The organism is Saccharopolyspora hattusasensis (assembly GCF_050972075.1).
Lineage (GTDB): Bacteria > Actinomycetota > Actinomycetes > Mycobacteriales > Pseudonocardiaceae > Saccharopolyspora > Saccharopolyspora hattusasensis.
On record NZ_JBPCDC010000001.1, the window covers coordinates 4,840,652 to 4,866,211 of the forward strand.

Annotated in this window: 22 protein-coding genes and 1 pseudogene; 9 read left to right on the plus strand and 14 right to left on the minus strand. The window is 69.7% G+C overall.

The genetic code is table 11. The features are described from left to right. Positions 1-101: 101 nt before the first annotated feature. Positions 102-1,247 carry an acyl-CoA dehydrogenase family protein gene (locus ACRXBZ_RS22955; RefSeq protein ID WP_433880853.1) on the minus strand — a complete coding sequence of 382 codons (1,146 nt, stop codon included), beginning with the start codon at positions 1,245-1,247 and terminating at the stop codon, positions 102-104. 152 nt (positions 1,248-1,399) lie between these two features. Between ACRXBZ_RS22955 and ACRXBZ_RS22960 the strand changes: the two genes are divergently transcribed. From ACRXBZ_RS22960 to ACRXBZ_RS22970, 3 genes are all read left to right on the plus strand, one after another. Then, the gene (locus ACRXBZ_RS22960; protein WP_168586395.1) at positions 1,400-1,999 is read left to right on the plus strand and encodes a TetR/AcrR family transcriptional regulator; all 600 of its coding nucleotides are present in this window, start codon (positions 1,400-1,402) and stop codon (positions 1,997-1,999) included. A 17-nt stretch (positions 2,000-2,016) separates the two neighbouring features. Further along, the gene (locus ACRXBZ_RS22965; RefSeq protein WP_433880854.1) at positions 2,017-2,943 is read left to right on the plus strand and encodes a carbohydrate kinase family protein; all 927 of its coding nucleotides are present in this window, start codon (positions 2,017-2,019) and stop codon (positions 2,941-2,943) included. Positions 2,944-3,328: 385 nt separating this feature from the next. Then, entirely contained in the window at positions 3,329-4,633 is a 1,305-nt protein-coding gene (locus ACRXBZ_RS22970) for a citrate synthase (protein WP_433880855.1), read from the plus strand. Positions 4,634-4,835: 202 nt separating this feature from the next. On the opposite strand, the gene ACRXBZ_RS22975 is transcribed toward ACRXBZ_RS22970, so the two are convergent. The 12 genes and pseudogenes from ACRXBZ_RS22975 to ACRXBZ_RS23030 all read right to left on the minus strand — a co-directional run bounded on the left by ACRXBZ_RS22975 (position 4,836) and on the right by ACRXBZ_RS23030 (position 16,284). Then, positions 4,836-5,369: an ABC transporter permease gene (locus ACRXBZ_RS22975; RefSeq protein ID WP_433883945.1), complete on the minus strand. Its 534-nt coding sequence runs from the start codon at positions 5,367-5,369 to the stop codon at positions 4,836-4,838. Between the two features lie 16 nt (positions 5,370-5,385). Beyond that, positions 5,386-5,478: pseudogene (locus ACRXBZ_RS22980) on the minus strand (ABC transporter ATP-binding protein); the annotation flags it as partial. 320 nt (positions 5,479-5,798) lie between these two features. Beyond that, on the minus strand, positions 5,799-7,373 hold the full coding sequence (locus tag ACRXBZ_RS22985; RefSeq protein WP_433880856.1) for a glycerol-3-phosphate dehydrogenase/oxidase: 1,575 nt from the start codon (positions 7,371-7,373) through the stop codon (positions 5,799-5,801). Between the two features lie 61 nt (positions 7,374-7,434). After that, positions 7,435-8,154, minus strand: coding sequence for a TetR/AcrR family transcriptional regulator (locus ACRXBZ_RS22990; protein ID WP_433880857.1), 720 nt, complete (start codon positions 8,152-8,154; stop codon positions 7,435-7,437). Between the two features lie 823 nt (positions 8,155-8,977). Continuing rightward, the gene (locus ACRXBZ_RS22995; protein WP_433880858.1) at positions 8,978-9,370 is read right to left on the minus strand and encodes a hypothetical protein; all 393 of its coding nucleotides are present in this window, start codon (positions 9,368-9,370) and stop codon (positions 8,978-8,980) included. Beyond that, positions 9,363-12,188, minus strand: coding sequence for an FtsK/SpoIIIE domain-containing protein (locus tag ACRXBZ_RS23000; protein WP_433880859.1), 2,826 nt, complete (start codon positions 12,186-12,188; stop codon positions 9,363-9,365). Before ACRXBZ_RS23000 ends, ACRXBZ_RS22995 begins: the two co-directional genes overlap by 8 nt. 135 nt (positions 12,189-12,323) lie before the next feature. Beyond that, the gene (locus ACRXBZ_RS23005) at positions 12,324-12,575 is read right to left on the minus strand and encodes a hypothetical protein (RefSeq protein WP_168586403.1); all 252 of its coding nucleotides are present in this window, start codon (positions 12,573-12,575) and stop codon (positions 12,324-12,326) included. Between the two features lie 141 nt (positions 12,576-12,716). After that, positions 12,717-12,977 (minus strand): hypothetical protein, encoded by a 261-nt coding sequence (locus tag ACRXBZ_RS23010; RefSeq protein WP_010308847.1) that lies wholly within the window; start codon positions 12,975-12,977, stop codon positions 12,717-12,719. A gap of 217 nt (positions 12,978-13,194) precedes the next feature. Beyond that, positions 13,195-14,004 (minus strand): hypothetical protein, encoded by an 810-nt coding sequence (locus ACRXBZ_RS23015; RefSeq protein ID WP_433880860.1) that lies wholly within the window; start codon positions 14,002-14,004, stop codon positions 13,195-13,197. Between the two features lie 77 nt (positions 14,005-14,081). Further along, complete coding sequence (locus ACRXBZ_RS23020; RefSeq protein ID WP_168586406.1) at positions 14,082-14,429, minus strand: PRC-barrel domain-containing protein; 348 nt, start codon at positions 14,427-14,429, stop codon at positions 14,082-14,084. A gap of 206 nt (positions 14,430-14,635) precedes the next feature. Beyond that, positions 14,636-15,439, minus strand: a complete 804-nt coding sequence (locus tag ACRXBZ_RS23025; protein ID WP_433880861.1) for an alpha/beta hydrolase — start codon at positions 15,437-15,439, stop codon at positions 14,636-14,638. Between the two features lie 146 nt (positions 15,440-15,585). Next, positions 15,586-16,284: a DUF4232 domain-containing protein gene (locus ACRXBZ_RS23030; RefSeq protein WP_433880862.1), complete on the minus strand. Its 699-nt coding sequence runs from the start codon at positions 16,282-16,284 to the stop codon at positions 15,586-15,588. Between the two features lie 375 nt (positions 16,285-16,659). Between ACRXBZ_RS23030 and ACRXBZ_RS23035 the strand changes: the two genes are divergently transcribed. Further along, on the plus strand, positions 16,660-17,442 hold the full coding sequence (locus tag ACRXBZ_RS23035) for a GH25 family lysozyme (protein WP_433880863.1): 783 nt from the start codon (positions 16,660-16,662) through the stop codon (positions 17,440-17,442). Between the two features lie 186 nt (positions 17,443-17,628). Further along, positions 17,629-18,780, plus strand: a complete 1,152-nt coding sequence (locus tag ACRXBZ_RS23040) for a hypothetical protein (RefSeq protein ID WP_433880864.1) — start codon at positions 17,629-17,631, stop codon at positions 18,778-18,780. Here ACRXBZ_RS23040 and ACRXBZ_RS23045 read toward each other — a convergent pair. After that, positions 18,735-19,814 (minus strand): copper resistance D family protein, encoded by a 1,080-nt coding sequence (locus ACRXBZ_RS23045; RefSeq protein ID WP_433880865.1) that lies wholly within the window; start codon positions 19,812-19,814, stop codon positions 18,735-18,737. The genes ACRXBZ_RS23040 and ACRXBZ_RS23045 overlap by 46 nt on opposite strands. Before the next feature lie 953 nt (positions 19,815-20,767). Between ACRXBZ_RS23045 and ACRXBZ_RS23050 the strand changes: the two genes are divergently transcribed. The 4 genes from ACRXBZ_RS23050 to ACRXBZ_RS23065 all read left to right on the plus strand — a co-directional run bounded on the left by ACRXBZ_RS23050 (position 20,768) and on the right by ACRXBZ_RS23065 (position 25,217). Further along, positions 20,768-21,865: a DMT family protein gene (locus tag ACRXBZ_RS23050; protein WP_433880866.1), complete on the plus strand. Its 1,098-nt coding sequence runs from the start codon at positions 20,768-20,770 to the stop codon at positions 21,863-21,865. Then, on the plus strand, positions 21,862-23,094 hold the full coding sequence (locus ACRXBZ_RS23055) for a glycosyltransferase (RefSeq protein ID WP_433880867.1): 1,233 nt from the start codon (positions 21,862-21,864) through the stop codon (positions 23,092-23,094). The genes ACRXBZ_RS23050 and ACRXBZ_RS23055 overlap by 4 nt, the downstream gene beginning before the upstream one ends. A 6-nt stretch (positions 23,095-23,100) precedes the next feature. Further along, the gene (locus tag ACRXBZ_RS23060) at positions 23,101-24,054 is read left to right on the plus strand and encodes an alpha/beta fold hydrolase (protein ID WP_168586413.1); all 954 of its coding nucleotides are present in this window, start codon (positions 23,101-23,103) and stop codon (positions 24,052-24,054) included. A gap of 65 nt (positions 24,055-24,119) precedes the next feature. Then, on the plus strand, positions 24,120-25,217 hold the full coding sequence (locus ACRXBZ_RS23065; protein ID WP_433880868.1) for a glycosyltransferase family 4 protein: 1,098 nt from the start codon (positions 24,120-24,122) through the stop codon (positions 25,215-25,217). Positions 25,218-25,560 lie beyond the last annotated feature (343 nt).

Consider the following 25,560-nt stretch of genomic DNA (forward strand, 5'->3'; position numbering starts at 1 on the left):
CAATTTCAATGGAAATTGCGGACCTCCGGTGTGTCGGGTGCCCGACACACCGGAGGTTGTGGATAACTTCCGCAATTTCCATTGAAATTGCGGACGAGAGGTCAGGGCTTCGCGAGGTGGCGGGCGATCAGCATGCGTTGGATCTGGTTGGTGCCTTCGAAGATCTGCAGGACTTTCGCTTCGCGCATGTAGCGCTCCGCCGGGAAATCCCGGGTGTAGCCCGCGCCGCCGAGCACCTGGACCGCGTCGGTGGTCACCTTCATCGCCGCGTCCGTCGCGACGAGCTTCGCCACCGACGCCTGCTGCCCGAACGGCAGCCCGGCGTCCCGGCGCCGCGCGCCGTCGAGGTACGTCGCTCGCGCCGAGTGCACGGCCGCGGCCATGTCCGCGAGCAGGAACTCCAACCCCTGGAATTCGATGATCGGCCGCCCGAACTGCTGCCGCTTCTTGGCGTAGTCAACCGCGAGGTCCAGCGCCGCCTGCGCCAACCCGACCGCGCACGCTGCAATGCCGAGCCGACCGGAGTCCAGCGCCGACAGCGCGATCTTCAGCCCCTGACCTTCGGATCCGACGAGCCGCTCGGCGGGCACCCGCGCGTCCTCGAAGTAGAGCGGCGTGGTCGGCGAGCCGGTGAGCCCCATCTTGTGCTCGGGCGGGCCCGCGGAAAGCCCCGGCGTGGCGGCGTCGACGAGCAGGCAGCTGATGCCGAGCGGCCCGTCGTCCGAGGTCCGGGCCATGAGCGTGTAGAAGTCCGCGATCCCGCCGTGGGTGATCCAGGCCTTGGCCCCGTTGACGGCGTACGAGTCGTCCTGGCGCACGGCCCGGGTGTTCAGCGCCGCCGCGTCGGAGCCGGCGTGCGGCTCGGACAGCGCGTACGCGCCGAGCAGTTCGCCGCCGATCATCCCCGGCAGCCACCGGGACCGCTGCTCCGCGCTGCCGAAGTTCGCCAGCGGGTAGCAGCTCATGGTGTGCACCGAGAGCCCGACGCCGACGGTCATCCAGGCGCTGCTGAGCTCCTCGAGGACCTGCAGGTACACCTCGTACGGCTGGGCGCCGCCGCCGTGCTCCTCGTAGTACGGCAGGCCGAGGAAGCCGGCCTCGCCGAGCAGGCGGAAGGCGTCGCGCGGGAACTTCTCCGCGGCTTCGTTGCCGGCGGCCCGCGGGGCGAGCTCGGCGCAGGCGATTTCGCGGGTCAGCGCTAGCAGGTCGGTGGCTTCGGAATTGGGAAGCAGGCGTTCGACGGGCATGGCGGTTCGCGCTCCTGAGGCCATTGTGACAGCTGTCGGTAGTACTGTTCCCAGTACTTTTGCCAGTACTGTAGGGCGTTCATGAGTACTGTGAAAGTTCGGAGCGGAAACTTCGAGCTACTGTTCGCGAGAGCTGTGGCAGGCTTCCACCGATGACCACCTCCGAAGGCCGTCGTCGGCCGGTGAACGCGCGGCGGGCCGAGCTGCTGGATCGGCTGCGCGACCTTTTCCTCGCGGAGGGGTTCGCGCACTTCACGCTGGACGACCTCGCCGGCCGGCTGCACTGCTCCAAGTCGACGCTGTACACCCTGGCCGGCAGCAAGGAGCAGCTCGCGGTCCGCGTCGTCGCGCACTATTTCAAGGGCGCCACGCGGCAGGTCGAGCAGCGGGTCGCGGCCAGCGACGACGTGCGGGATGAGGTGCGGCTGTACCTGGAGGCGGCGGCCGAGGCACTGCGGCCAGCGTCCCGCGAGTTCATCGACGACATGGCCGCCAACATCGCGACCCGCGCGACCTACGAGGCCAACGCGCACGCGGCCGCCGACCGGATCCGCGGCTTCATCCGTGAGGGTGTGCGCCAGGGCGTGTTCCGGGAGGTACACGCCGGGTTCGTCGGCGAGATGGTCGGCCGCACCATCGTCGGCATCCAGCGCGGGGAGATCGGCGAGCGCACCGGCCTGTCGGACGCGGCGGCCTTCGCCGCGCTGTCGCAGTTCCTGCTCGGCGGGCTGACCGCCGGCCCGGAGGTCTAGTACACAGTGGAGGAAATGTGATCGTCATCGGCGGCGAGGCGCTCGTCGACCTCGTCCCGGATCCGTCCACCGCGGACGGCGAGCTCGGACCGCTGCACCCCCGGCTCGGCGGTGGCCCGTACAACGTCGCGATCGCGTTGGGGCGGCTGGGGATTCCGGCCGGGTTCTTCGCCCGGCTGTCCACCGACCAGTTCGGGGACAAGCTGTTCGAGCGGCTGTGTCTATCCAATGTGGACGTCGAGCTGGTGGAGCGCGGCCCGGAGCCGACGACGCTGGCCGTGGTCGGGCTGGCCGAGAACGGTTCGGCCCGCTACAGCTTCCACACCGAAGGCACCGCCGCGCGCTTCGTCGCCGCCCGGCCGCTGCCGGAGCGGACCACCACGGTCTGCCTGGGCACTCTCGGCATGGTGCTCGAACCCGGCGCCTCGGTGTACGAGGAGGTGCTGTTCCGGGAGGCCGCGCGCGGCCGGTTCATCGCGTTGGACCCGAACATCCGCGCCGACCTGATTGCCGACCCCGATGCCTACCGCGCGCGGTTCGCCTCCTGGCTCCCGTCGGTGGGGCTGCTGAAGGTCTCGGACGACGACGCCGGATGGCTGGCGGGCCGCCAGGACGTGCTCGCGGCGGCCCGCGAATGGCGGCAGCAGGGTCCGGCCGCAGTGGTGCTGACCAGGGGAGCCGACGGGCTGACGGCGGTGACCGGCGACGGTGAGGTGACGGTGCCGAGCGTGCGCGCCGAGGTGGTCGACACCATCGGCGCGGGCGACACCGTGCAGGCCGCCCTGCTGGCCTGGCTGCACCGCAACGACGCCCTGTCGGCGGACGCCGTACGGGCGCTCGACCGGGCGCAGTGGGAACGGGCGCTGCGGTTCGCCGCGGCAGCGGCTGCGGTCACCGTGTCCCGGCCTGGTGCGGAACCGCCGTGGGCCGCCGAGCTGTCCTGATTGACCGAAACCGGCTACGACGTGCGCGAAGCCACCTTGTGAGGTAAACCGCGCGAGACCGAACGGTCCAAATATGGTTAGCCCGATCGGACGGGCTTGTTGGTCACGATGAACGGGCCGCTCGGCTCCAGAGGGTCGAAAATCATCCGCCGCGATCGGCCCGATGTGATGTGATCGTGGTCCCACCTGCAAAAAGCCGAAACGCGATAGCTGCGCAGGGGCCCCACTGCGGTCTAGCGTGACTACTGACAGGACCCCAACGGGGTGGTGCTGCGGCGGTTCGGACACCCCGACCGGCGCGCAGGCGACGACGCAGCCCTGCCGCTTGGCCGGGCAGCGCTGGTCGTCTTGATAGCGCACCCCGACGAGCGCGAGAGGTTCCCGAATGCCCGACGACGTGACCGCCAAACGTACCGTCGCGCTGCGCTATGACGCCGGCGAGCACGAAATGCAGGTGAAGCAGCCCACCGAGGGCTCCCCCGGGGTGGACCTCGGCAAGTTGCTGGCTCAGACCGGTTTGGTGACGTTGGATCCGGGCTTCGTCAATACGGCGGCCTGCCTCTCCGGCATCACCTACATCGACGGTGACGCCGGCATCCTGCGCTACCGCGGCTACCCGATCGAGGAGCTCGCGGCAAAGTCGAACTTCATCGAGGTCAGCTACCTGCTGATCTACGGTGAGCTGCCGACCCAGCAGCAGTACGACGAGTTCGCCGAGCGGATCCGGCGACACACCCTGCTGCACGAAGACCTCAAGCAGTTCTTCGACGGCTTCCCGCGGGACGCGCACCCGATGCCGGTGCTGTCCTCCGCGGTCTCCGCGCTGTCCACCTTCTACCAGGACAGCCTCAACCCGTTCGACAAGAACCAGGTGGAGCTGTCCACCGTCCGCCTGCTGGCCAAGCTGCCCACCATCGCGGCCTACGCCTACAAGAAGTCGGTCGGCCAGCCATTCCTTTACCCGGACAACTCGCTGGGCCTGGTGGAGAACTTCCTCCGGATGACCTTCGGTTTCCCCGCCGAGCCCTACGAGGTCGACCCGGTGCTGGCCCGCGCCCTCGACCTGCTGTTCATCCTGCACGCCGACCACGAGCAGAACTGCTCCACGTCGACGGTCCGGATGGTCGGCTCCGCCGAGACGAACCTGTTCGCCAGCATCTCGGCCGGCATCAACGCCCTGTTCGGCCCGCTGCACGGCGGCGCGAACAGCGCGGTACTCGAGATGCTGGAGGGCATCCAGTCCAACGGTGGCGACGTCGACTCGTTCGTCAACCGGGTGAAGAACAAGGAGCCCGGCGTCCGGCTGATGGGCTTCGGCCACCGGGTCTACAAGAACTACGACCCGCGCGCGGCGATCATCAAGAAGACCGCCGACGAGGTGCTCGGCAAGCTCGGGGCCAACGACCCGCTGCTGGACATCGCCCTGAAACTCGAGGAGAAGGCGCTCGCCGACGACTACTTCATCGAGCGCAAGCTGTACCCGAACGTCGACTTCTACACCGGCCTGATCTACAAGGCGATGGGTTTCCCGACGAAGTACTTCACCGTGCTGTTCGCGCTCGGCCGGCTGCCCGGCTGGATCGCGCACTGGCGCGAGATGCTGGAGGACCCGGCCCGCAAGATCAGCCGCCCGCGGCAGGTGTACACCGGTTCGCCGGAACGCGCCTACCAGCCGATCAACCAGCGCTGAATCGAAACCTGAATCCAGTCGGTAGCCGACGCGACCGACCCACCAGCGGCCCCGGACACCGGCCTCTCGGCCGGTCCCCGGGGCCGATCCGTGTCTGAACAACGGCTCGACCTGCCGGGTCCCAGTGCAATTTCAATGGAAATCAGAGGTTCGATTTCAATGGAAATTGCGGTTCAGGACGCGTGGAGGGCGTCGCGGACCTTCACTCGGGAGCCGGTGCGCAGCACCGCGTTGGAGTAGATCCGGCCGCCGAGGCGAGCAGGACGGCGATGGCCGCGATGCTCAGGACGGTGGCCACCGCGATCTCCCAGGGGGCGGCGACGCCGAGCGCGATGCGCATCGGCATCAGCGTCGGCGAGAAGCCCGGGACCAGGGAGAGCACCGCCGTGAACGTGCTGTCCGGCGAGCTCGGCAGCATCGAGACGCCGATGACGAACGGCACGACCAGCACCATGATCACCGGGCTGATCACGTTCTGCAGCTCCTCGTGGCGCGACACCAGCGAGGAGGCCGCGGCGAGGACCGTCGCATAGGTGAAGAACCCGAGCACGAACCAGACCAGCGCCCAGGCGAGGGTGCTCGCCAGCGCCGCGGACGGCAGCGTCAACATGCCGCCGACGCCGGCCGCCAGCAGCCCGGCACCGGCGATGATCAGCAGTTGCAGCAGGTTCGTCAGGCCGATGCCGACGACCTTCCCGGCGAGCAGCTCGGTCGGCTTGATCGTGGACAGCAGCAGCTCGACGACCCGGCTAGCCCGCGCGCACGGTGAAGGTCATCTCCCGCAGCGCGGTGACGTTCCCGTAGCGCTTGGAGATCCGGTCGATCTCCAATTCGCGATCAGGCATCCCGTCTCCCTCGGTTGGTCTCGAAAGACGATTGTGCCTGATCACGGCCGAATCCGTGGGATATTTGCGTTTACCGGAGGCGACGCGGCGGTCCGGGTAGCGGAACCTCAGACGCCGCCTGGTCTGCGGGATCCCCGACGCCAATTCACCACGCTGGGGACTGCCTCGCCAGACAACGTCTGAGAACCCGCGGCGGTGCAAGCTGCGTGCATGGGCCAAGCGGCTGGCGCCGCTTCAAAGACAGAAGCCCGCCCTGCCACACCCCGGACGACCACTTCCAACAGCCTCTATAGCCCAAAAGACTCACGGCCTGCGTTCGCTCAGTCGGAAACTCCGGGCAGTGCGCGTTCGACGAGTTCTTCGACCACGGGGAGGGCCGATGCGCGTTCCGCGGGGTTCAGGCCGATCCGGCTGCGCCGGTCGAGGACATCCGCCGCGTCGAGGGCTCCTTCGTGGCGGACCGCCCACAGCACCTCGGCGGCCGTGAGCCGCAGGCCCGGCGAGACCGGTTCCGCGAGGCCCGGGTCGAACTCGGCCAGCGCCGCGACGCGCGCGGCCTCGGTGCCGTACTTCGCGACCAGCGGTGCGGCCGCTTCGACGTTCGTCAGGTGGCGGCGCGGCGCGGCGCCGACCAGTGCCACAACCGCGGTGCGCGACGGCCCGGCGGACAGCCCGCTGGCGCGGACCGCCGCGTCGACGGCGTCGGCGCCCATCTTCCGGTAGGTGGTGAGCTTCCCGCCCACCACGGTCACCACGCCCTCCGGCGAGGTCAGCACCGCATGCTTGCGCGACAGGTCGGCCGCCTCCTTGCGGCCCCGCTGCTCCAGCAGCGGACGCAGCCCCGCGAACGAACCGAGCACGTGCTCGCGCTCCAACGGCTGCCCCAGCGCATCGCGCACCGCCGCGAGCAGAAAGTCCACATCGGACTCTGGTACCTCGGGCACGGACGGGATCGGCCCTGGCACCGGCTCGTCGGTCAGCCCGAGCAGGGCGCGGCCGTCGGGCTGCGGCAGCAACAGAACGAACCGGCCCGACTCGCCCGGCATCGGGACGACCAGCGAGGTCCCGGCGATCCCGGCGGCATCCGCGTCGACCAGCAGGTGCGACCCGCGCGACGGCCGCAGCTGGACGTCCGGCGAGAGCTCCCCGGCCCACACCCCGGCCGCGTTGACCACCGAGCGGGCCCTGATCCGCAGCGACTCGCCAGTGCGCTGGTCCACCACGTCGGCCCCGCCGCCGTCGATCCGGCGCGCGCGAACGTGGGTGAGGATTCGCGCGCCGAAACCGGCCGCGGTGCGCGCCAGCGCGACGACCAGGCGCGCGTCGTCGACGAGCTGGCCGTCGAAGCCGAGCAGGCCACCGCGCAGGTCGGCGGCGCGCACGCCCGGCACGAGGGCGAGCGCCTCCGCGGCGGGAATCCGCCGGGGAGGCGGGAGCACGCTCGACGGGGTGCGAGCCGTGCGGCGCAGCGCGTCGCCGGCATGGAGCCAGGCGGCGAGTACCAGCTCGGAGCGGCGCGACACGCTGCCGTGCAGCGGGATGAGCTGCGGCAGCGTGCGCACCAGGTGTGGAGCGGTGCGCGTCATCAGCACGTTGCGCTCGACGGCGCTTTCGCGGGCCGTGGCGACGTCGCCGTGGGCGAGGTGGCAGAGGCCGCCGTGCACGAGCTTGCTGGACCAGCGCGACGTTCCCCAGGCGAGGTCCTCGGCTTCCACGAGCGCGACGGAGAGCCCGCGGGCGGCCGCGTCCAGGGCGGCCCCGGCGCCGGTGACGCCGCCGCCGACCACCAGCACGTCCACCTGGTCGTCGGCCACTGCGGACAGGCCGGCGGTGCGGCGCGCGGCGTTCAGCGAGGTGGCGCGCAGCGAACCGGCTGGCAGCGGGGTGGTGATCATCGGACCTCCGGGCGGCTCGGTGGGGTACCGGGGACCCAGTTTCAACTGAAACTGCGCACGGTCAACGGTTTCCCGCAGTTTCAATTGAAACGGTCGAAAACCGGTTCGGTCGGGGATCGGCGGGCGGCGGGCCCAGGGCGCCGTCGAGGAGGTACGTGAGCTCGTCGGTCAGGGCCGTCGGGTCGATGCCGCTGGTGGCAGGGCCGGCGGAGACTACGAACGACTGCACCAGCAACAGCAGGGCACGGGCCTGCACGGCCGGGTCGGCGCGTCGGATCGACCCGTCCTCGTGACCCCGCACGAGGTATTCGCGGATGAATCCCTCGGCGGCGAGCTGCGTGCTGCCGAGCCGTTCGACCAGATAGGGCAGCAGGAGCTCGGCATCGGTCTCCAGGACCCGCCGCAGCAGCGGCGCCGATTGCAGCAGGCGAACGCCGTGGACCGTCGCGGCGACCAGGCGCTGCCGGCCGCTTCCGGTCGCGTCCCCGGTGCTGGCCAGCTGCAGGATTTCGCCGAACTCCATCGTCATCAGCGCGGTGACGAGGCTGTTTACGTCGGGGAAGCGCCGGTACAGCGTCATCCGGCTGACCCCGGCGCGGCGCGCGATCTCGGTCAGGGTGGTGCGCCGGACGCCGTTGGCGAGCACGCATTCCCGGGCGGCCCGCAGCAGTTCGGCGTCGCCGACCCGGTTCGCCGCCGGGCGGGTCGGTCGGTCCGCTGCCGGGGTCGGCCCCGCCGCGGTGCTGTGACATTGCGACGTGCTGTGACATTGCGACGTCATGTGTAACACTGTACTGGTGACCGGCCTGATCGAACACACCCTCCGCGGCAGCTGGACCCCATCAGGTGCGTCGGCCGCACCGCGGTCGGTACGTTCGCTGCGCTAGTTGCGGCAGCGAACCGGCCTGGCCGAGATGACGACGCCCGCCTGACAGCCACCAGGCCCTGGTCGCCGCCATCGAGCCGCGCGGGCTCGCCTACCTGCACACCGGCCTGCGGCCCCGGTGAGCGGGCACGCTGATCGCGAACTTCAACGCCGGGATCCGACGGCGCAGCGCTGTAGCGGCTGTTTCCAGGTTCGTTTGCGCATTGGTGCGTCCTCGCTGGCTGGGTGTGGGGTGAACGGACCGTCCGTCCCGGTAGGTGAAGTGAACGTCCGTTCGCTCCATCCGCGCCACGTGTGGCGGCGACCCGCTGGCGGTGTTCGACGCGCTCGCGGAAACGGTTCGCGGCACCGGATTTCCGCGCCTGCGCCTCGATCAACACGATGGCCGAGATGGCCGACCCGGACAGCGCGGCGCACCGTGTTGCGGCCGAGCACAAGGAAGACGTCACCGACTACCTGGACGGCCTGCTGCGGGAGGCGGGCCGCCGTCGCCACCGGGAGCCGGCCGAGCAGTTCCTGCTGCTGGTCGACGGCAGCCAACGTCACCGCGCTGCGCGAACGACTCGAAACCTAAGCGCCCAAGGAAATGCTGTCGAGCAATCAGCTAGCGGGGAAACTCAGGCTAAGCGGCGTAGGCGTGAAGGGCGCCTTCTGCCGGTCGACTTGGCAGCGAGGTGCCCTGCACTCACTCCGCTCGGTCCGCACAGGAGAAGCTGCATCAGGACTCCTTCTTGCGGCGGGGGCGGAGGCTCGCGGCGAAGCGTGGCTTTTCGAGGGCGCTGTGGAGCGCCATGTAGGCCGCCTGGACTTCGCGGCGGGAATCGTCCGGAGTGGACGCCCGCGCCGCGGGGTCGGGGTCAGGCATGCTCTTGACCTGCATCCACCGCTCGTCCCACAGCGCCTCCATCGCGGCGTTCCATCGCTTGCGCACGTCTTCGACGACCTGCTCGCGCTGCTCGTCAGCCGCCTCCCGGCGCTGCCGCCCCGCGGCGACCGCCTCGCCGAGCTCGCCGGCACGCTCCCGCTCGTGCCGGCGCAGCTGCTGCGCGGCGGTGGTGGCCAGGGCGGTGATCTCTTTGTACCGGTCCGCCGCCGGAACCTGCTCAGTCACCAGCTTCCTCCCGGATCTCGCACGGCTCGTCCGCCGCCCGCTGCGCGGGCACCGTCAGCGCTGGTTTGGCCTGGTCGCCGAGGTCGAAGGGCAGGACCACCTCGGGCCGGGAGTGCACCGCGCGGTCGAAGAACAGGCCGCGCCGCGCCCGCGGCGACCAGTTGACCATCTGCCCGGCCGCGAACGCGGCCAGCTCCTGGCCGTGCACGTCGAAGGCGACCCACGCGCCGATGTCGTCGACCGGCCCCATGCCGAGGGTGTTCTTCACCCTCTGCGCGCTGCGCCACCAGCCGATCACGTGCACCCGCAGTTCCGGGCCCTGCTTGAGGATTTTCCGCAGGTGGTCCAGCCCGCTGACCCTGGTGGTCGGGTCCTTGCGCTCCAGCGTGGTGTGCGCCGCGTCGGCGGCGTAGAGCACCAGGCAGTGCGGCACGTCGGCGCCGGAGCGGTGGTCGATCGTCTCGGCCGCGGCCGCCAGTGCGGCCTCGATGCCGTCCAAACCGACCAGTTCCACGTCGTGGCCGTCGTTGCGAAGGGTTTTGGCGACGCCGCAGGCATCGTCTTCCACGTCGTCCAGCAGGGCGGCGATGGTGAACTTGATGGTGCCCGGATCGTATTGCCGGGCAAGGGAAAGCGTCGCCGTGCCGAGCACGCTGATCGCGTCCGCGAGCACCGAGCCGATCACCGCGACGTTGCGCCCCGGCGATCGCGCGAGCCGCACCGCGGCGGCCGTGCCGTTGACGTCGATAATCTGCCCGAGCAGCACCTTCGGCACAGCCACCGGTGCGCTCAGCTTCGCGTAATCATCCAGTGTGGACAGTTCCGGCAGGTTCGAGCCGTCGAACAACCTCGGCTGCCGGGCGTCGTCGTCGAGCTTCTTGCAGAGCGCCAGCTGCAGCGCGTCGAAGGTGTTCTTCGCGGTCGCGTCCGGGATGCGCGCGATCTTGTTGCCGTACTTGACGCCCGACTCGTGGTTGACGACCGCGTGCCACCGGGGCAGCTCAATCGCCGCGTTGTTCTGGTCGGCCAGCACCCGCCGGGCCTTGGGCAGCGCGATCCGCAGGATGAACTGCTCGAAGATCGCCGGCTTGCCCCAGAACGCCTCGATCCCGGACACGTCCTGGCTGGCCAGCACCAGGTGGATGCCCTGTGAACGGCCGCGCCGCGCGACGTCCTCCAGCAGCGAGGCGGCCTGCGCGGTCACCGGGTCGCGCTCGGCGAATAGGTACTGGAACTCGTCGATCACGGCGACTATCCGCGGCCACCGGCCGGTCGGGTCCTCGGCGCGCAGCTCCTCCAGTTTGGTGACCTCATGCTGCTTGGCGGACTCCGCGCGCCGTCGCATCTCGTCGGCCAGGAAGCGCAGCAGCGCCAGCCCGAACTCGCGGTCGGTGTTGACGTTCACCCCGACCAGCTTGGCGTGCGGCAGCCAGCTCGGATCCCGGCGGCCGGGGGTGAACTGGGCGAACGACACGCCCTCCTTGAAGTCCAGCAGGTACAGCTCCAGCTCGTCCGGCGAATAGCGGGCGGTGAGCCCGCCGAGCATGCCGTAGAGGAAGTTCGTCTTGCCCGAACCGCTGGGGCCACCGATCAGGGTGTGCGGGCTGCCGTCACCGAGGGTGATCCACACCGGTTCGCCCTCGTCGAAGCCGACCGGCGCGTGCAGCCCGGCCGTCGAACGCTGCGTCCAGAGCTGCTCGGGCACCAGGTCGTCGAAGGTCCGCACCCGGGCCCGCCGGGCGAGGAACGCCTCCGCGATCATCGAGCACGCCTTGGTGGCCTCGTTGCGCGACGGGGACTCGTCCAGCTGCACAACGGCTTCCGGGCCGGTCATGCTGGTGCGAGCCCGGTTGCTGCGGAGCAGCGTGATGGATTCGATCGCGCTGTTCACGGTCAGCGAGAGGTCCACGACGATCAACTGGATGCCGCAGGCCAGGCCGTTGCGGGCGATCCGCTGCAACTGTTGCTGCTGCTCCTCGCGCAGCGGCTCGCCGTTGCCGAAGAGCACCGCGATGCGCCACGGCTCCGAGCGGTGCCCGGTGTCCGCGGCCAGCGAGCGCAGCGAGGTGTGGCCGCCGACCAGCGAATCGGTGTGGATTCGCCGGATGTGGTCGGAGAGCGCTTCGAGCATCTCGTCCAGCCGGGTCGGATCGTGCGCGGTGAGCAGGCCCGCGCGGGCCAGCGGGTACAGCCCCGGCAGGGTCCCGGCCAGCTGCGCGACGTCCCAGACGTGGATGCGCACCTGGCCGGGCTGGAAATGGCTGAGCAGCCGCAGCAGCAGGTTCTGCACCAGCGCTTCGGCGGAGTCGGGGTTGTAGTCGGTGATGATCCGCAGGTGCGACTCGTCCAGCAGCGGGATGGCGGCCGGGAACGGTTGCGGGGCGGGTGAATCCGGGACGGTCGCGGTGCCGATCCGCCACAGCTCGGGCGGCGGCGCGGCCGCGTCCCGGGTGCCGATCTCGCCGAGCCACTCCCGCCACGGGAGCCCGGCGGACCCGGGAGCGGCCTCCGCCGCGAGCCTGCCGAGCTGCTCCGGCCCCCGCTCGGTCCACTCCGCGTAGATCTCCGCGCGCATCCGCTGCGCTTCCCGCATCGCGGCCTGGAACACCGGGTCCGCGGAATCGGAGATCTCCGCCGGTTGGCGTTCCGCAGCGGCCACCCCGACCTGCGCGATGCGCAGCGCGTACTCCTGCTGCGCGCATTCGGCGAGGACGCGGTCGTGTTCCTTCTCGGCAGCGCCGAGCGCCGAGGCGATGCTGGTGCGCAGGCGTTCGAAGGCTGCTTCGATCCGACTCCGCCGCTCGTTGCGTTTACCCACACCCCACCTCGGAACCCGTGTTACAGACTGTGATCAAAATACCACTCGACGAGGAACCGGGCAGGCCCCTGGGGTGCCCATGTACAAGGCCGAATGCGGCGCAGTTGAGCGCCGAACACGGAAAGCCGCCGCGTACTACAGGCGGGTGGCGAAGTCGCGGACCGTATCGAGGATGCGCTCGATTGCCGCCTGCGTTCCCTCGATCTGGTCATCTGCGCGGGGAAGGCCCGGAGGGATCGCGGATGCGGGGTGCTCCGGGTCGAGTTTCGCCAGCGCCTGCTGTGCCTGGGCCAGCGCGGTGCGGCAGGTGGCGAGGTGGGCACCCGCGTCCTCCAGGCGTTCCTCCGCGGTGCGCAGGGTCTGGATCAGTTCGTCGAGAGTCGACACGGGGCCACCGAGCCTGTCTTCGAGTCGGGTCGATCTTCTGTCGTTGCGGCAGTATGGCGATTTCGCGCGAAATCGCCATAAGGCACGCGTGGGGGGCGGCGATTTCGCGCGAAATCGCCGCCTCGCAGAACGGCCGGGAGCCTACAGGCGGCCCGCGTAGCCCTCGGTGGAGTTGATCGTGGCGCTGAGCGTGCCCTGCACTCCGTTGATCGTCTGCATCACCTCGGCGAGCATGCCGTGCGCGTGCTGCATCTCCTCCTGGGTGCTGCCCTGGGTCGCGGACACCAGTGCGGCTTGCGCCTCTTCCAGTGCGAGGTTGCCCTGTTGCAGGGCGGCGATGGCCTCCTGCATCTTCTGGTTTGCCAAGGCAATGCCCGCGCGAACTTCTTCGACGCCCGCCATCTGGACTCAGGACCTCCGTGGTGCCCAACGCTGTACCGGTCCACAAGTTAGCGTTCGGCGTCGCCGACGGCGCAAGCAGGTGGGTGCAGGTGATCACGGGGTGATCGCGGTGCGTGACGACCAGCGGAATTGATCACCGACCGGTATGCCCCCGGGTGGGTGGGCGCCGTGCCGGGTGTCGAGGGAGTCGGTCGCGGCCGGCGGCCACTGTGGATTTCTATTTGTCCGTTTCCGGATCGATCGCCGAGATCTCGATCGACGCCACCCCCGACGGCGGCGTCGGGGCGGCCGTCCACCGGGCGGTGGCGTGGTGCTCGTCGACGCGCAGCCGGGACCAGCCGGTACCGCCGAGCGTCGACATCGCGCCGAGCACGATCTCCGGCAGGTCGCCGAGCGCCGGCCCGAGGTCCATCGCGACCCGCACCAGCGGCGGATCGACCGCGTACTCGGTGATCGTGGCCGTCCGGGACAGGCGGCTGGCCACCGCCCGGGCGGGCCATTCCGCGCCCGCTCGCCGCTCCGTGACCACTTCCACCAGCAGGCGCAGCCGCGGCCTCAAGTTCCCGTGCTCGTCCACGTCGCCGATGCCCTGCGGGACCTGGGCGGGCGGCTCGTCCGGATCTGCGAGATCAGACCTGCCGAACAGGATCGACCCGCCGGACCACGCCTCGACCAGCATTCGCTCCCCGCCGCCGACCAGGTCGCCCACCAGGTCCGGGTGGTCCACCACGGCCCAGGCCGTCGGCGGTTCGCAGGACACCCGGTGCCGGGCGTAGTCGGGACCGAGCGCGCGGAGGAAGTTGCGCACCGCGCGGGACAGCCCGGCCACGTACTGCCCGGTTTCCGCGCTGCCCCTGCTGATCGTGACCGACCAGCAGCCGGGCTCCTCGTCGGAACAGTCCCCGGAGGCCACGATCCGGCCGCCGATTCGTTGCACCAGGTCGCGGCACGCGGCGCGTGCAGACGCCTCGTCGTCGGCCGCGACGACGACGGTGATCAGCAGTTCGAGCTCGGTGTTCTCAGCCATCGCGAGACGCATTCTCCCGCACGGGCCCGGAACGTCGAACGGATGATCGGGTGAAGTCGCGCGAACCGGCGCGGTGCTCAGGCTTCGCCCTCGTCAGGCCCGGTCGGCTCGCCCTGGCCGAGGCCGTAGTAGTGGTAGAGGTCGCGGCCCTCCTGGTCAGAGAGGTGGCCGTGCTCGGCCTCGACGCGCGGGGCGTTCTTCACCCGGTCCCTGGAGACGCCCAGCTCCAGGCGGTTCTCCTCGGTGGTCGCGCCGTTGAGCGGCACGAAGGTCTCCTTGACGCCGAAGATGCCGATCCGGACGGTGACCCACTCCGGCTGGTGCGTGACGTCGTCGACGTAGACGTTGCCGACCCGGCCGACCCGGTCGCCGTTACTGTCGAACACCGGAGTGCCGATCAGGTCCTGTGCGCGCTCGACGTTCATGGCCACCTCGCTTGCTCCGCCCCGCCTGGAGGCCGACCCCCGTCGGCCTCCTCAAGCTGCATGCGGTGGACCTGAGCTGCAACCGCGCAAGCGACACGCCTCACCTAAACAGGTAATGATCGTGATTTCCGCCCGCTATTAACAATGTTCGGTGTTCGGCAGGTGCTGCCCCAACCGCCACGCAAGACGAGCCGGGAAGCGGGGCCCTACGAGTTCAGCTCGCGGCCGATGAAGGTGAGGATGTCGTTCATCACCTCGGCCTTGTTGGTCTCGTTGAGCAGCTCGTGGCGGCCGCCCGGGTAGATGTGCTCGTGGAACTCGCTGCCGCGGATGCGGTCGATGCCGGTGCGGGTGTCGGCCTCCGGCACCAGCTCGTCGTCCTCGCCGTGCACCCACAAGGTCGGCTTGTCCAGCATCGGCCCGTCGTTGATGGCCAGCAGGCAGTCGTCGATCGCCTGCAGAGTGGCGCGCTTGAACGGGCCATGCCAGACCAGCGGGTCGGTGACGTAGGCCGCACCGACATCGGGGTCGCGGGACAGCGTCGCCGGGTCGATCGGGATGTCCGGGATCACGTCGTACTCCAGGAGGTCCAGCACGTGCCAGGTGCCCAGCACCGGAGCGGACAGCACGACCGCCGCCAGGTGCTCCTGGTGTTCCTGGGCGTAGCGGGCGGCGAGCATCCCGCCTATCGAGTGTCCGATGAGGACGACGGGCAGTTCCGGGTGTTCGGCGGTGACCTCCCGGCGCAGGGTTTCCAGATCGGCCACGATCGTCTCGGCGTCCTCGAAGTAGACCCGATCGCCGGGCGAGCGGCCGTGCCCCACGTGGTCCGGGGCGTAGGCCAGCGCGCGGGCGCCCACCAGCTGCTCGGCCACCCACTGGTACCGGCCGGAGTGCTCGCCGTAGCCGTGCGCGATCAGCGCGATCCAGCCCGGGTTGGTCCCCGACCACTCCCGCACTGCCAGCTCGCCGTGCCGTCCGCTGACCACTCGATCCGTTGGCTCGATCATGCCGCCACCCCAGCACACCTCATACGGCCGGGCCAGCCCCCCTGGGTTTTCGCCGTTCGGTCTTCCGCCGCGCCGGTGTCGTCGCAGCTCAGCAGTGGAGCGACCGGGGCGGAGGCCGGTTCTGCGGGAAACCGGCCTGACCGGCGTCACTGGTGGTACGCGCTGTTGTTGATGGCGCCGAAGCCGCACACCGGGCCCAAGTTCCAGGTGACGGCGAGGGCATCGGTCTCGTCCGGCGGGATGACCTGCGCGCTGACCGGAGTCGGCTGGCACGGGCCGTCCGTCGGCTCGCCCTCGTGCGGGACCGCCGTCCAGTGCAGCGTGGCGCTGGCCGACCGGCCTGGCGCGAGCGTGATCAGGTTCGGGCCGGGGTTCGGCGTCCGCTCCATGGTGGTCGGCAGCGGCTTGCCGGACCCGTCGACCAGCTGCATGCCGCCGTAGCCGTAGAGGATGCAGGTCTCCTTGCTGGTGTTCTGCAGCACCAGCTGCGCGTAGCGCTGGCCCGCCCCGGCCTCTGAGTTCTGCAGCGAACCCGCGAGCATCGAGGTGTGGCAGCGCTCCACCTTGCTCGGTTGGTGACGCGCCTCGGCCGTCGTGGGCGTCGCCCGGCTGCCGGTGCTGCCGGCGTTGCCGGCGTTCGTGTTGGTGTTGCCGTCGGTCCCGGGTTGGGGCGCCAGCTGTTCTGCCGGACTGGCGGCCGGTGGTGCCGGTCGGACGTTGTGCGCCGGTGCCGTGATGGCTTGGCCGTTCTGGGCGCCGCAGCCCGCCATCAGCCCGGCGATCAGCAGTGCTCCGGACGCCTGGAGCGCCCGCGGGACGAAACTCCGGAATCGGTGCGGGATCACGATGACCACCTCCCGTCCCCGTCCTCGCGGCGGGGCCGTCGGTAATTGCTCTACTGCTCTGAAGACGTCCGGCTGTCGGTGTGGTTGCCTCCGCCACCGATTTTCCCGCCGTCCGCGACCGTTCGATCCGCCTGCTCCACGTGCCGCAATCGGCGCCCGCGAGCAGTGGATCGAGTGACGGTCCACTGCACCGAAAAGGTCGTATTGCGGCCGAGAACAAACCCGACCTGGGTAATTTCCCGCACCGCGATTTCGCAGCATCTCGCGCGGGTATCGACCAATCGGGTGGTGATCTTGACCTGAACGGCGGGACTGCCCGAATGCTGGACTTCGATAGTTTGGCACCGGCAGGAGGCCGTAGTCAGGGGGTTGATCATGGCCGAGCGAATTCGCGGTATTGACGTCTCGCGATATCAGGGGGAACCCGACTGGGGAGCGGTTCGGGGAGCTGGATACGCGTTCACCTACATTAAAGCGACCGAAGGCGTCGGATACGTGAGTCCGACGCTGGACTCCCAGCTGGCCGGTGCGCGTGGTGCCGGGCTGGTCACCGGGCTGTACCACTTCGCCCGCCCGGACACGAATTCCCCGCAGCAGGACGCGGCCGATTTCGCCGCTGCGCTCGGGCGGTTGAACTCCAGCGCGGCGGGCAACCTGCCGCCGTGCCTGGACATCGAAACGGATGCGCCGAACCTGGGCGGCTGGGTCAAGGGGTTCATCGACGCGATCCGCGGGCACACGGGCCGGCACGAGGTCGTGGTCTACGCCTCGACGTCCTGGTTCCAGGGCAAGCTCGCGCCGGAGACCTGGGTCGACCCCGGGGTGTTCCTGTGGGTCGCGCACTACGGCCGCCCGCCGGGCGAACCCGGTTACCTCACGGACCGGGTGGCGATGCACCAGCACGCCTCGGACGGGCAGGTTCCGGGGGTCGGCGGCAACACCGACCTGAACGTGTCGATGGTTCCGTTGGAGGTGCTCACCGGGGCCGGTGGGCCGCCTCCGCCGCCACCGCAGGAGACCTACGTCGTGCAGCCCGGCGACACGCTCCTCGAGATCGGGCAGCGAGTGGGCGTCGATTGGCGGGAGATCGGCCGGGTCAACGGCATCACCGACCCGGACCTGATCTACGTTGGCCAAGTGCTGAAGATCCCGCGCTGACCTAGCCGTCGTTCGTCGCAGAATCCCGTTCGTTCCGGGAGCGAACGGGATTCCGGCTGCTCCGGCCTGTCGTGCACGGACCGGGCGCACCGCCAAAAATTACCGCCGAGTATGTCGTTGCCCGCTCGCGATCAGTACCGACTACCGTTTTTCGGGTGAACATCGCGAAGTGCGGAGGTGAACGCGATGGCGAGTACAGCGGAGCTGCTCCGTTGCCACTGGACGCGTGGTGAACCGGGTCGCGAGGCTCCCCGGGAACTCGTGGTCGCGCTCTACCGCTCGTGGGTGGCCGCGATGGTGCTCAAGATCGCGGGTGCCACCTGGGACATCTGCTGGCACTTTCGGTGGCTGCGCGACGATTTCGCGCCACCGCACCTGATCAACACGGTCGGCACCGTGATCGTGATCGGCCTGGTGGTCTTCCACACCTACACCGGGATCGGCGTCGACCGCGCCACGCTTCGCTGGATGCAGTGGGGGCTCGGCATCTTCCTGGTCGCCGCGCCGCTGGACGTGATCAACCACCGGATCAACGGGCTGGACATCACCGCGTGGAGCCCTTCGCACGCGTTGCTCTACCTCGGCACCGGGCTGCTGAGCGTCGGCCTGCTCCGCGGGTGGGCCCGCTACGGCGGCGGTGGCCGCTATTTCTACCCGATCACCTGCTTCCTGTGGTTCACGGTGCTCGACAACTTCCTGTTCCTCAACCAGCACCAGGAGTACGGCGTGCTCGGGTTGGCAGCCTGGGAGCGCGGTACTCCGTACGCCGAGGACACCCTGCTGCAGTTCGCCGCCGACGACCTCGGGCGGCCCCTGGACTGGATCGCGGTCAAGTCGTTCACGCTGCCGGTGCCGGACTGGGTGTACCCGACGTGGGCGACGGTCACCGGGCTCGGCACGCTGGTGCTCGCCCGGCGGCTGGCCGGGCGCCAGTGGACGGCGACCACCATCGCCGCGGGTTACCTGATTTTCCGTTGCGTGGCTTGGGCATTGCTCGGGGCGGCGGGCTTCCCGATCTCGGCCGTGCCGTTCTTCCTGCTCGCCGGGGCCGTGGCGATCGACCTCTCGTTCCGGCTGGCGCCGGCGATCCGGCCGTTCGCCGGCGCGGCGGTCGTGACGGCGGTGACGTATCTGGCGTTGTGGATGCAGCAGACCTACCTCGCTTCGCCGCCGGTCGACTACTGGTCGGCGCTGTACGCGGTGGTCTTGTTCGCCGCGGTGTGGTGGCTCGTCTCGTACCTGCTCGACACCGAGAGCGGTCGCCGGAGCTGGCGGCGGGTGGTGTCGCGCGGTCAGACGATGACCGGGGCGCGGGAGAGCACGACCCCCAGGCCGTAGGCGATGCCCATCACGCCGACCTCGGCAGCGGCCCAGCCGATCAGCGCGGTGCGCTGGTGGCGCGCGATGCGGGGCAGCAGGCGGAAGCGCATCTGCGACGCCACCGCACCGAGCACCACCAGGCACCCGGCCTTGGCCAGGATGATCTGGCCGTAGCCGGTGTTGATCAGGCCGGGCAGGCCGACGGCCGGCGTGATGATCAGCTCCATCAGGCCGTTGAACAGCCCGGAGATCCCGACGACGAAGATCGCGATGGTGGCGAGCTTCGAGAAGCGCGGCAGGGCCTCGGCGAGCAGCCCGCGGCGCGGCGCCACGAACAGCGCGACGGCGGCCAGGCCGCCCGTCCACATCGCTGCGCCGATCACGTGCAACTCCATCGAGATCATGCTGAAGTCGTGGTACTGCCAGTCCGTTGCGTGACCGGTCAGCGGCATCGGGAGCAGGCCGAGCAGCGCGATGATGGTGCGCAGTTCCGCCGGGACCTTCTCGCCGACCCGGACCGCGACCAGGCCCAGCGCCGCGCACAGCAGCCCGGCGCCGGCGCTGGCGAGCAGGCCGGGACCTGCCGGGACGTTCGCCACGTAGTCGATCAGTAGCCCGGTTGTGAGGGGGCGGTCCGGGCTGAGTTCTGCGGTCTGCAGCACCAGTGACAGCAGGGCGCTGAGCATCCAGACCAGCGCGGTGACCACCGTGAACTGCCTGGCAAGCGCCATGACCGGCTCGGTGTGCTTGGGGCGGTCGAAGCCCAGCAGCTTCGGCAGCAGGCTCAGGCCGACGGTCGCCAGCGCCGCGACGTCGAGCAGGGCTCGCACGGCCGGCAACCCGAAGCGCACGAGCGGCGGCAGGTCGGGGAGGCCCGGGATGGTGCCGACGGCCGTGTAGGCGGTCGCGGCCAGCGCGGTCAGCAGCGCACCGCCCAGGAGTGCCGCCACCACGGCGGCCTTGGCGCCGACCACATTGCGCTCGTCCGTGTCGGCGGGGTGCGCCGGCTTCGCGGACCGGCCGTGCTGGGAGACGTCGGAGTCGGCAGCCACAAGTGCATCGTCTCACCCGGATGAGCAACCATTGCCGTTCGGTCCGGAGGAAGCGCCGGATTTCATCACTGGTCGTGACCGAATTGTTTCGGTGCGCGAACAGTTTCGCGGGCGTGATGTTGTCGTGGTGTCGCATTCGTCACCGTTTCCGCACCGAATAGTTGATCTTCGCCCAATGCGATTTCCCTGCTGGCGGGGTGTCTTCACCCGGATATCGACAATCCGCGGGTTTGTCCACCGGGCAGTGCCGTTCCGGTCCGGCTTGGGTGGGAAGTGTTGCTGACAAAGTCCTCAGCAACGTTGTTCTACAGTCGTGCATGTGTATCCGGCGGACAGTGCAGAGGCGCATGCGGGGGGTGCATCCGGCGCGCCTCGGTCGTGCGCGGGTGCAACGATTCCGAAAGTTGCTGGGTTCTTTCCGCACGTTTCGTCGAACAGTCGACTTTCGTTCACCGGATCGGTTCGCACATATTCGTCTGGCGTTTCACGGGCCGCCGCAATTACGTGCTTTGCTGTAATGCCCGGTGGGCGGACCGAGGTCGGCATGCGGGTTTCCCGGAGGCTTGACCGGGGCGGTGCCGAACCGCGTTTCCGCAGGCCAGGAAGGGTTTCGGGGTCGATCCAGGGGCGTCGTGACCCAGCGGTCCGGCGGGCGCCCCAGGGTGCGAACCTGGCACGTCTCAGGGAAATTGGGGGTCCGGCCCCGGATGTGAGTCGGACTCGCGAGACGCGAGATTGAGCGGTGTGGACGAACAGCGAAGGCAGGAATCGGCGGATTCGGAACCTGGCACTGGTAGTAGGCCGACGCGGCGGACGCCGCGGGGCTCGACAGCGGGACGTGGCATGGATCGCGCACTAGGGTGTTCGGTAGTCGAACGTTCCCGCAGCCTGCTGAAGAGGACTGACCCGGTCGTGCACCACCATCCGACCACACCCACGGGGAGTGGTCCGCGATGACTGCAATCGCGGTGCTGCTCGCCGCGCTGGGGGCCTGCGGGTACGCCGTGGGAGCACGACTGCAGCACGCCGCGGTGCACGACACGATGGACGGCGGCGGGCTCGGCCTCCGCAGCCAGGCCCAGCTCCTCCGCAACCCTCGCTGGTTGGGGGGCTTGGCGGCGCTCGGCAGCGGCACGGTGCTGCACGCCTGCGCGCTCGGCCTGGCACCGCTGAGCGTGGTGCAGCCGGTCGGCGTGCTGGCGCTGCCGATCACCGTGCTGCTGAACCTCCGGCAGCAGGGCATCCACGCGCGCGACCTCAAACCCAGCGTCGTGCTCTCGGTGGTCGCGGCCACCGGCGGCGTCGGCGCCTTCGTGTTCCTCGCTGCTGGCAGCGCCACCGCCACTCCGATCGCGGGCGGCGAGCAGCTGCTGGCCACCCAGCTGGTGGCCGGCGCGATCCTGATGCTCGGCGTACTGGCCGTGCTGACCCGGTCGAAGGCGCGTTGCGTGCTCTTCGCAGCTGGCTGCGCGGTGGCGTACGGGTACGTCTCGGTGCTGATGCGGGCGGTGGCGCAGCAGCTCGGCACGACCGAACTGCTGGACATCAACCCGCTGCCGCTGCTGGGCATCGTCGTCGCGATGGTGGTGGGCGGTTGGCTGCTGCAACACGGGTACGCCAGCGGCCCGCCGGACCTCGTGGTGGCCTGCCTGACCGTGATCGACCCACTGGTGGCCGTGGGCCTGGGCATCGGATTGCTCGGCGAAGCCGACCACGTCAGCACGTGGACGGCCGTCGGCGAAGCCCTTTGCGCCGTGGTGGCCTGCGCCGGCGTCTTCGCGCTGGCCCGCTACCACCCCGACACCCAGAGACAACGGGCTCCCGCCACCGCTGCGGCCACCGTGTCCTCCGCTGTTGGTCTGCCTTCCGCGACCACCGTGCATTCGACCACCGTGCATTCGACCACCGTGCATTCGACCGCTGTGCCCCCGACGACCTCCACGACCACCGCGACCTCCACGACCACTGCGACCTCCACGACCACTGCGACCGGCAGCAGTGATCTTGCCGGACCGAGTTCGACAGATCGTCCTGACGGGAGTTCCACTTGACTTCGCAACCGTTCAGTAGGCGCCCGCTGCGGATCGTGGTCGGCGCGACCACGTATCCCCCCGACGTGAACGGGGCGGCGAACTTCGGCCACCGCCTGGCGACCGGGCTGTCCGGTCGCGGCCACGATGTGCACGTCGTCTGCCACTCGACGGACCGGGAGTCGCGCACCGACGTCGAGGACGGCGTGACGGTGCACCGCGTCGCCTCATACGGCTCGCCGTTCCACCCGTCGATCCGGGGGCTTCTGCCGTGGCAGGCCGCCCAGGCCGACCGGCTGATCGCCGAGATCCAGCCCGACGTCGTCCACGTGCAGTCGCACTTCTTCATCTGCCGCGGCCTGATCAACTCGGCGCGCCGCCGGGACATCGGGCTGGTGGCCACCAACCACTTCATGCCGGAGAACATCTTCGGCTACTTCAAGGTCCCGCAGTTCCTCCAGCACGCGGCGGGCCGCCTGCTGTGGCACAACCTGGTCAAGCACTACCGCAAGGCGCAGCTGGTGACCGCTCCGACGCCGCGAGCCGTCCAGCTGTTGCAGGAGAACGGGTTCGCCGAGCTGGCGCTGCCCGTCTCCTGCGGCATCGACGTCGAGCGGTACCGGCGTCGGGCCCGGAGCTACCGCAAGCAGCACCCGGATCCGGGCACCCGCATCGTGCTGTTCGTCGGACGGCTCGACGAGGAGAAGCACATCGACGACCTGCTTCGGGCCATGGCGCTGTTGCGCACCAAGACGCCGACGCGGCTGGAGATCGTCGGCAACGGCAGCCGCCGCGCCGCCTTCGAGCAGCTCGCGGTGGAACTCGGCATCGCCGACCGGGTGCACTTCCACGGGTTCCTCAGCGACAGCGAGCTGCTCGACGCCTACGCCCGCGCCGACCTGTTCTGCATGCCCAGCATCGCCGAGCTGCAGAGCCTGGCGACCATGGAAGCCATGTCGGCGGGCACCCCGGTGGTGCTGGCCAACGCCATGGCCCTGCCGCACCTCGTGCAACCGGGCCAGAACGGCTGGCTGTACCCGCCGCGGGACGTGCACGCCCTGGCCAGCGCGATCGACGACGTGATCAGCGACCGCGTGACGATCGACCGGATGGGCGCGGCCAGCGAGCGGCTCGTGTCCCGGCACGACATCGACGAGATCCTGGGCCGGTTCGAAGCGATCTACCGCCACGCGATCGACCCGGACGGCGCCGTCGAGCTCGACGAGATCCGCACCGAGCTGGCGAGCTGATCCGGCATGACCACCCCGGAACTCCACCCCGCGGAGCGGGTGGAGCACATCGGCGGCGCCGAGCTGCACTACTGGGTCTACCGCGAGCACCTCGCCGAGACCAGCGACCTGGTCACCGCGGCGGGCCCCGCAGTCACCCAGGTCGGTTCGGTCGTCCCGATCGACCCGGTCGAACCTGCCGACACGGTGCTGATGGTGCACGGCCTGCGCGGTACCCACCACGGTCTGGAGCTCGTCGCGGCTGGCCTGCCGGACCAGCGCGTCGTGATCCCGGACCTGCCCGGGTTCGGGGACTCCGGGCCGATGAGCGGGCGGCGGCACGACGTCGCCGGCTACGCGCAGGTCATCACCGAGCTCATCGAGCGGCTCGGCGGCCGGACCCGGCCGATCGCGCTGCTCGGGCACTCCTTCGGCTCGATCGTGGCCGCCCAGGTCGCCGCCACGTCGCCCGAACTCGTGCGACGCCTGGTGCTGATCAACCCGATCGCGACTCCGGCGCTGCGCGGACCGCGCGTGGTGCTGTCCGGGCTCACGTCCGCCTACTACACGCTGGGCAAGCGGTTGCCGTTGCGGGCCGGGCATTCGCTGCTGAGCAACAGGTGGGTGGTCCTGGCGGCGAGCCGGGCGATGACGCGGACGAAAGACAAGCAGCTTCGCGGGTTCATCGACGCCAACCACCTGCGGTACTTCAGCCGCTTCCACAGCCCCGCCCTGCTCAGCGAGACCTTCGAGGCTTCGGTGACGCACACCGTGGCCGACCACGCCGACGCGCTCCGGATGCCGACCCTGCTGATCGCGGGGGAGTCGGACGAGATCGCGCCCCTGGAGGGCCAGCGCGCGCTGGCGGGTCGGCTCGCCGACGCCGAACTCGTGGTGATCCCGAACGTCGGCCACCTGGTGCACTACGAGACGCCGGGGCCGGCGGCCGAAGCGATCCGACACTTCCTCGGAGCGCCATGAACGGCCCGCGGCCGCAAGGGAGCGGTACCGCCGACCCGAGTCCGAGTGCGGCCGGGTCAAGGACGATGAACGTCGTCGTCGATGCGCGCTGGACGCGGACCGATCAGCACGATGGGATCAGCCGCTACGGCGCGAGCTTGATCGAGGCATTGCACCACCTCCATCCGGTGACGATGTTGATCCATGACGAGCGGCAGCTGCGGCTGCTGCCGTCCGGTGTTCCGCACGTGAAGGTCAACAGCCCGTTCTCGCCGCAGGAGCTGTGGCTGTCGCGCACCCTGAACCGGCTCGGTGCGGACGTCGTGTTCAGCCCGCTGCAGGTGATCGGCGGGTTCCGGCGCGACTACCGGCTCGTCCTCACGCTGCACGACCTGATCTACTACCGGCATCCGCAGCCGCCGGGGTTCCTCCCGCGGCCGGTGCGCGCCGCATGGCGGCTCTACCACAAGGCGTTCTGGCCGCAGCGGGTGATGCTCAACCGGGCTGACGCGGTGGTCACGGTCAGCGAGACGACCAGGAAGCTGATCGCGGAGCACCGGCTCACCCGGCGCCCGGTGACGGTCGTCCACAATGCACCGTCCCCGCCGCCGGAGGACGACGTGCTCGAGGGGGGCGAAACTGGTGCGGCTCAAGAACAACCGGGTGGGCCGCGGGAGCTCGTGTACATGGGTTCGTTCATGCCGTACAAGAACGTGGAAGCGTTGATCGCGGGCATGGCTCTCCTTCCTGGGTATCGCCTGCACCTGGTGAGTCGAGTCGCGCCTGCGCGCGAAGCGGAATTGCGCGGACAGCTACCTCCTGATGTCGATGTCGTTTTCTGGCGGGGAATCAGTGAATGCGATTACCAGGCGCTGCTGGGGAGGGCGAGCGCGCTGGTCACCGCTTCTCGGGACGAGGGTTTCGGGCTGCCGATCATCGAGGCGATGAACGCGGGGACGCCGGTGGTCTGCAGCGATCTGGAGATCTTCCACGAGGTGACCGGGGGACACGCGAGGTTCTTCGATCCGGGGTCGTCGAATGACTTCGCCACCGCGGTGCGCGCCGTGGAGGATTCCCGTACGCGTGCGGAGCTGGTCGCCGCGGCTCGTGGTCAGGCGGCGAAGTTCACCTGGGCCAACTCCGCCGAGCGCCTGCTTGAGCTGATGCGGGATCTGGTCCGCTGAGTTGTTGTCCTGGCGGTTGCGTCCGACGTGCCTGGCTTTGCCCGGGGGTTCTCAGAGCCTGTTGGTGAATGGTCTGGGTGGGTGGTCGCTTAGCGGAACCTGAGAGTTCCCTGGACTGCGGGTGCCCCTCCTGATGTATGTCTAATACGCGGCGGAGGGGCCGTCCTCGCCAGGAAACCTCTCAGAACCCGCCGATGGTCGTCTTGGCAAGGTGAATGCAAGCGGCTACGCCGCTTCCAAGGCGCGGACGGCATTCGCCGACAGGCTCTCAGGTGTCGTCCCGGTAGGCCGGACACCTGAGTCGGGGATTCCGGGCGAGCCCGGGGGCTGGGATTCCCCGGAG

Coding starts and splice junctions, on each gene's coding strand:
- ACRXBZ_RS22955 (WP_433880853.1), bottom strand. CDS start 1,247: ATGCCCGTCGAACGCCTGCTTCCCAATTCCGAAGCCACCGACCTGCTA.
- ACRXBZ_RS22960 (WP_168586395.1), top strand. CDS start 1,400: ATGACCACCTCCGAAGGCCGTCGTCGGCCGGTGAACGCGCGGCGGGCC.
- ACRXBZ_RS22970 (WP_433880855.1), top strand. CDS start 3,329: ATGCCCGACGACGTGACCGCCAAACGTACCGTCGCGCTGCGCTATGAC.
- ACRXBZ_RS22985 (WP_433880856.1), bottom strand. CDS start 7,373: ATGATCACCACCCCGCTGCCAGCCGGTTCGCTGCGCGCCACCTCGCTG.
- ACRXBZ_RS22990 (WP_433880857.1), bottom strand. CDS start 8,154: ATGACGTCGCAATGTCACAGCACGTCGCAATGTCACAGCACCGCGGCG.
- ACRXBZ_RS23010 (WP_010308847.1), bottom strand. CDS start 12,977: ATGGCGGGCGTCGAAGAAGTTCGCGCGGGCATTGCCTTGGCAAACCAG.
- ACRXBZ_RS23015 (WP_433880860.1), bottom strand. CDS start 14,004: ATGGCTGAGAACACCGAGCTCGAACTGCTGATCACCGTCGTCGTCGCG.
- ACRXBZ_RS23020 (WP_168586406.1), bottom strand. CDS start 14,429: ATGAACGTCGAGCGCGCACAGGACCTGATCGGCACTCCGGTGTTCGAC.
- ACRXBZ_RS23025 (WP_433880861.1), bottom strand. CDS start 15,439: ATGATCGAGCCAACGGATCGAGTGGTCAGCGGACGGCACGGCGAGCTG.
- ACRXBZ_RS23035 (WP_433880863.1), top strand. CDS start 16,660: ATGGCCGAGCGAATTCGCGGTATTGACGTCTCGCGATATCAGGGGGAA.
- ACRXBZ_RS23040 (WP_433880864.1), top strand. CDS start 17,629: ATGGCGAGTACAGCGGAGCTGCTCCGTTGCCACTGGACGCGTGGTGAA.
- ACRXBZ_RS23050 (WP_433880866.1), top strand. CDS start 20,768: ATGACTGCAATCGCGGTGCTGCTCGCCGCGCTGGGGGCCTGCGGGTAC.
- ACRXBZ_RS23060 (WP_168586413.1), top strand. CDS start 23,101: ATGACCACCCCGGAACTCCACCCCGCGGAGCGGGTGGAGCACATCGGC.
- ACRXBZ_RS23065 (WP_433880868.1), top strand. CDS start 24,120: ATGAACGTCGTCGTCGATGCGCGCTGGACGCGGACCGATCAGCACGAT.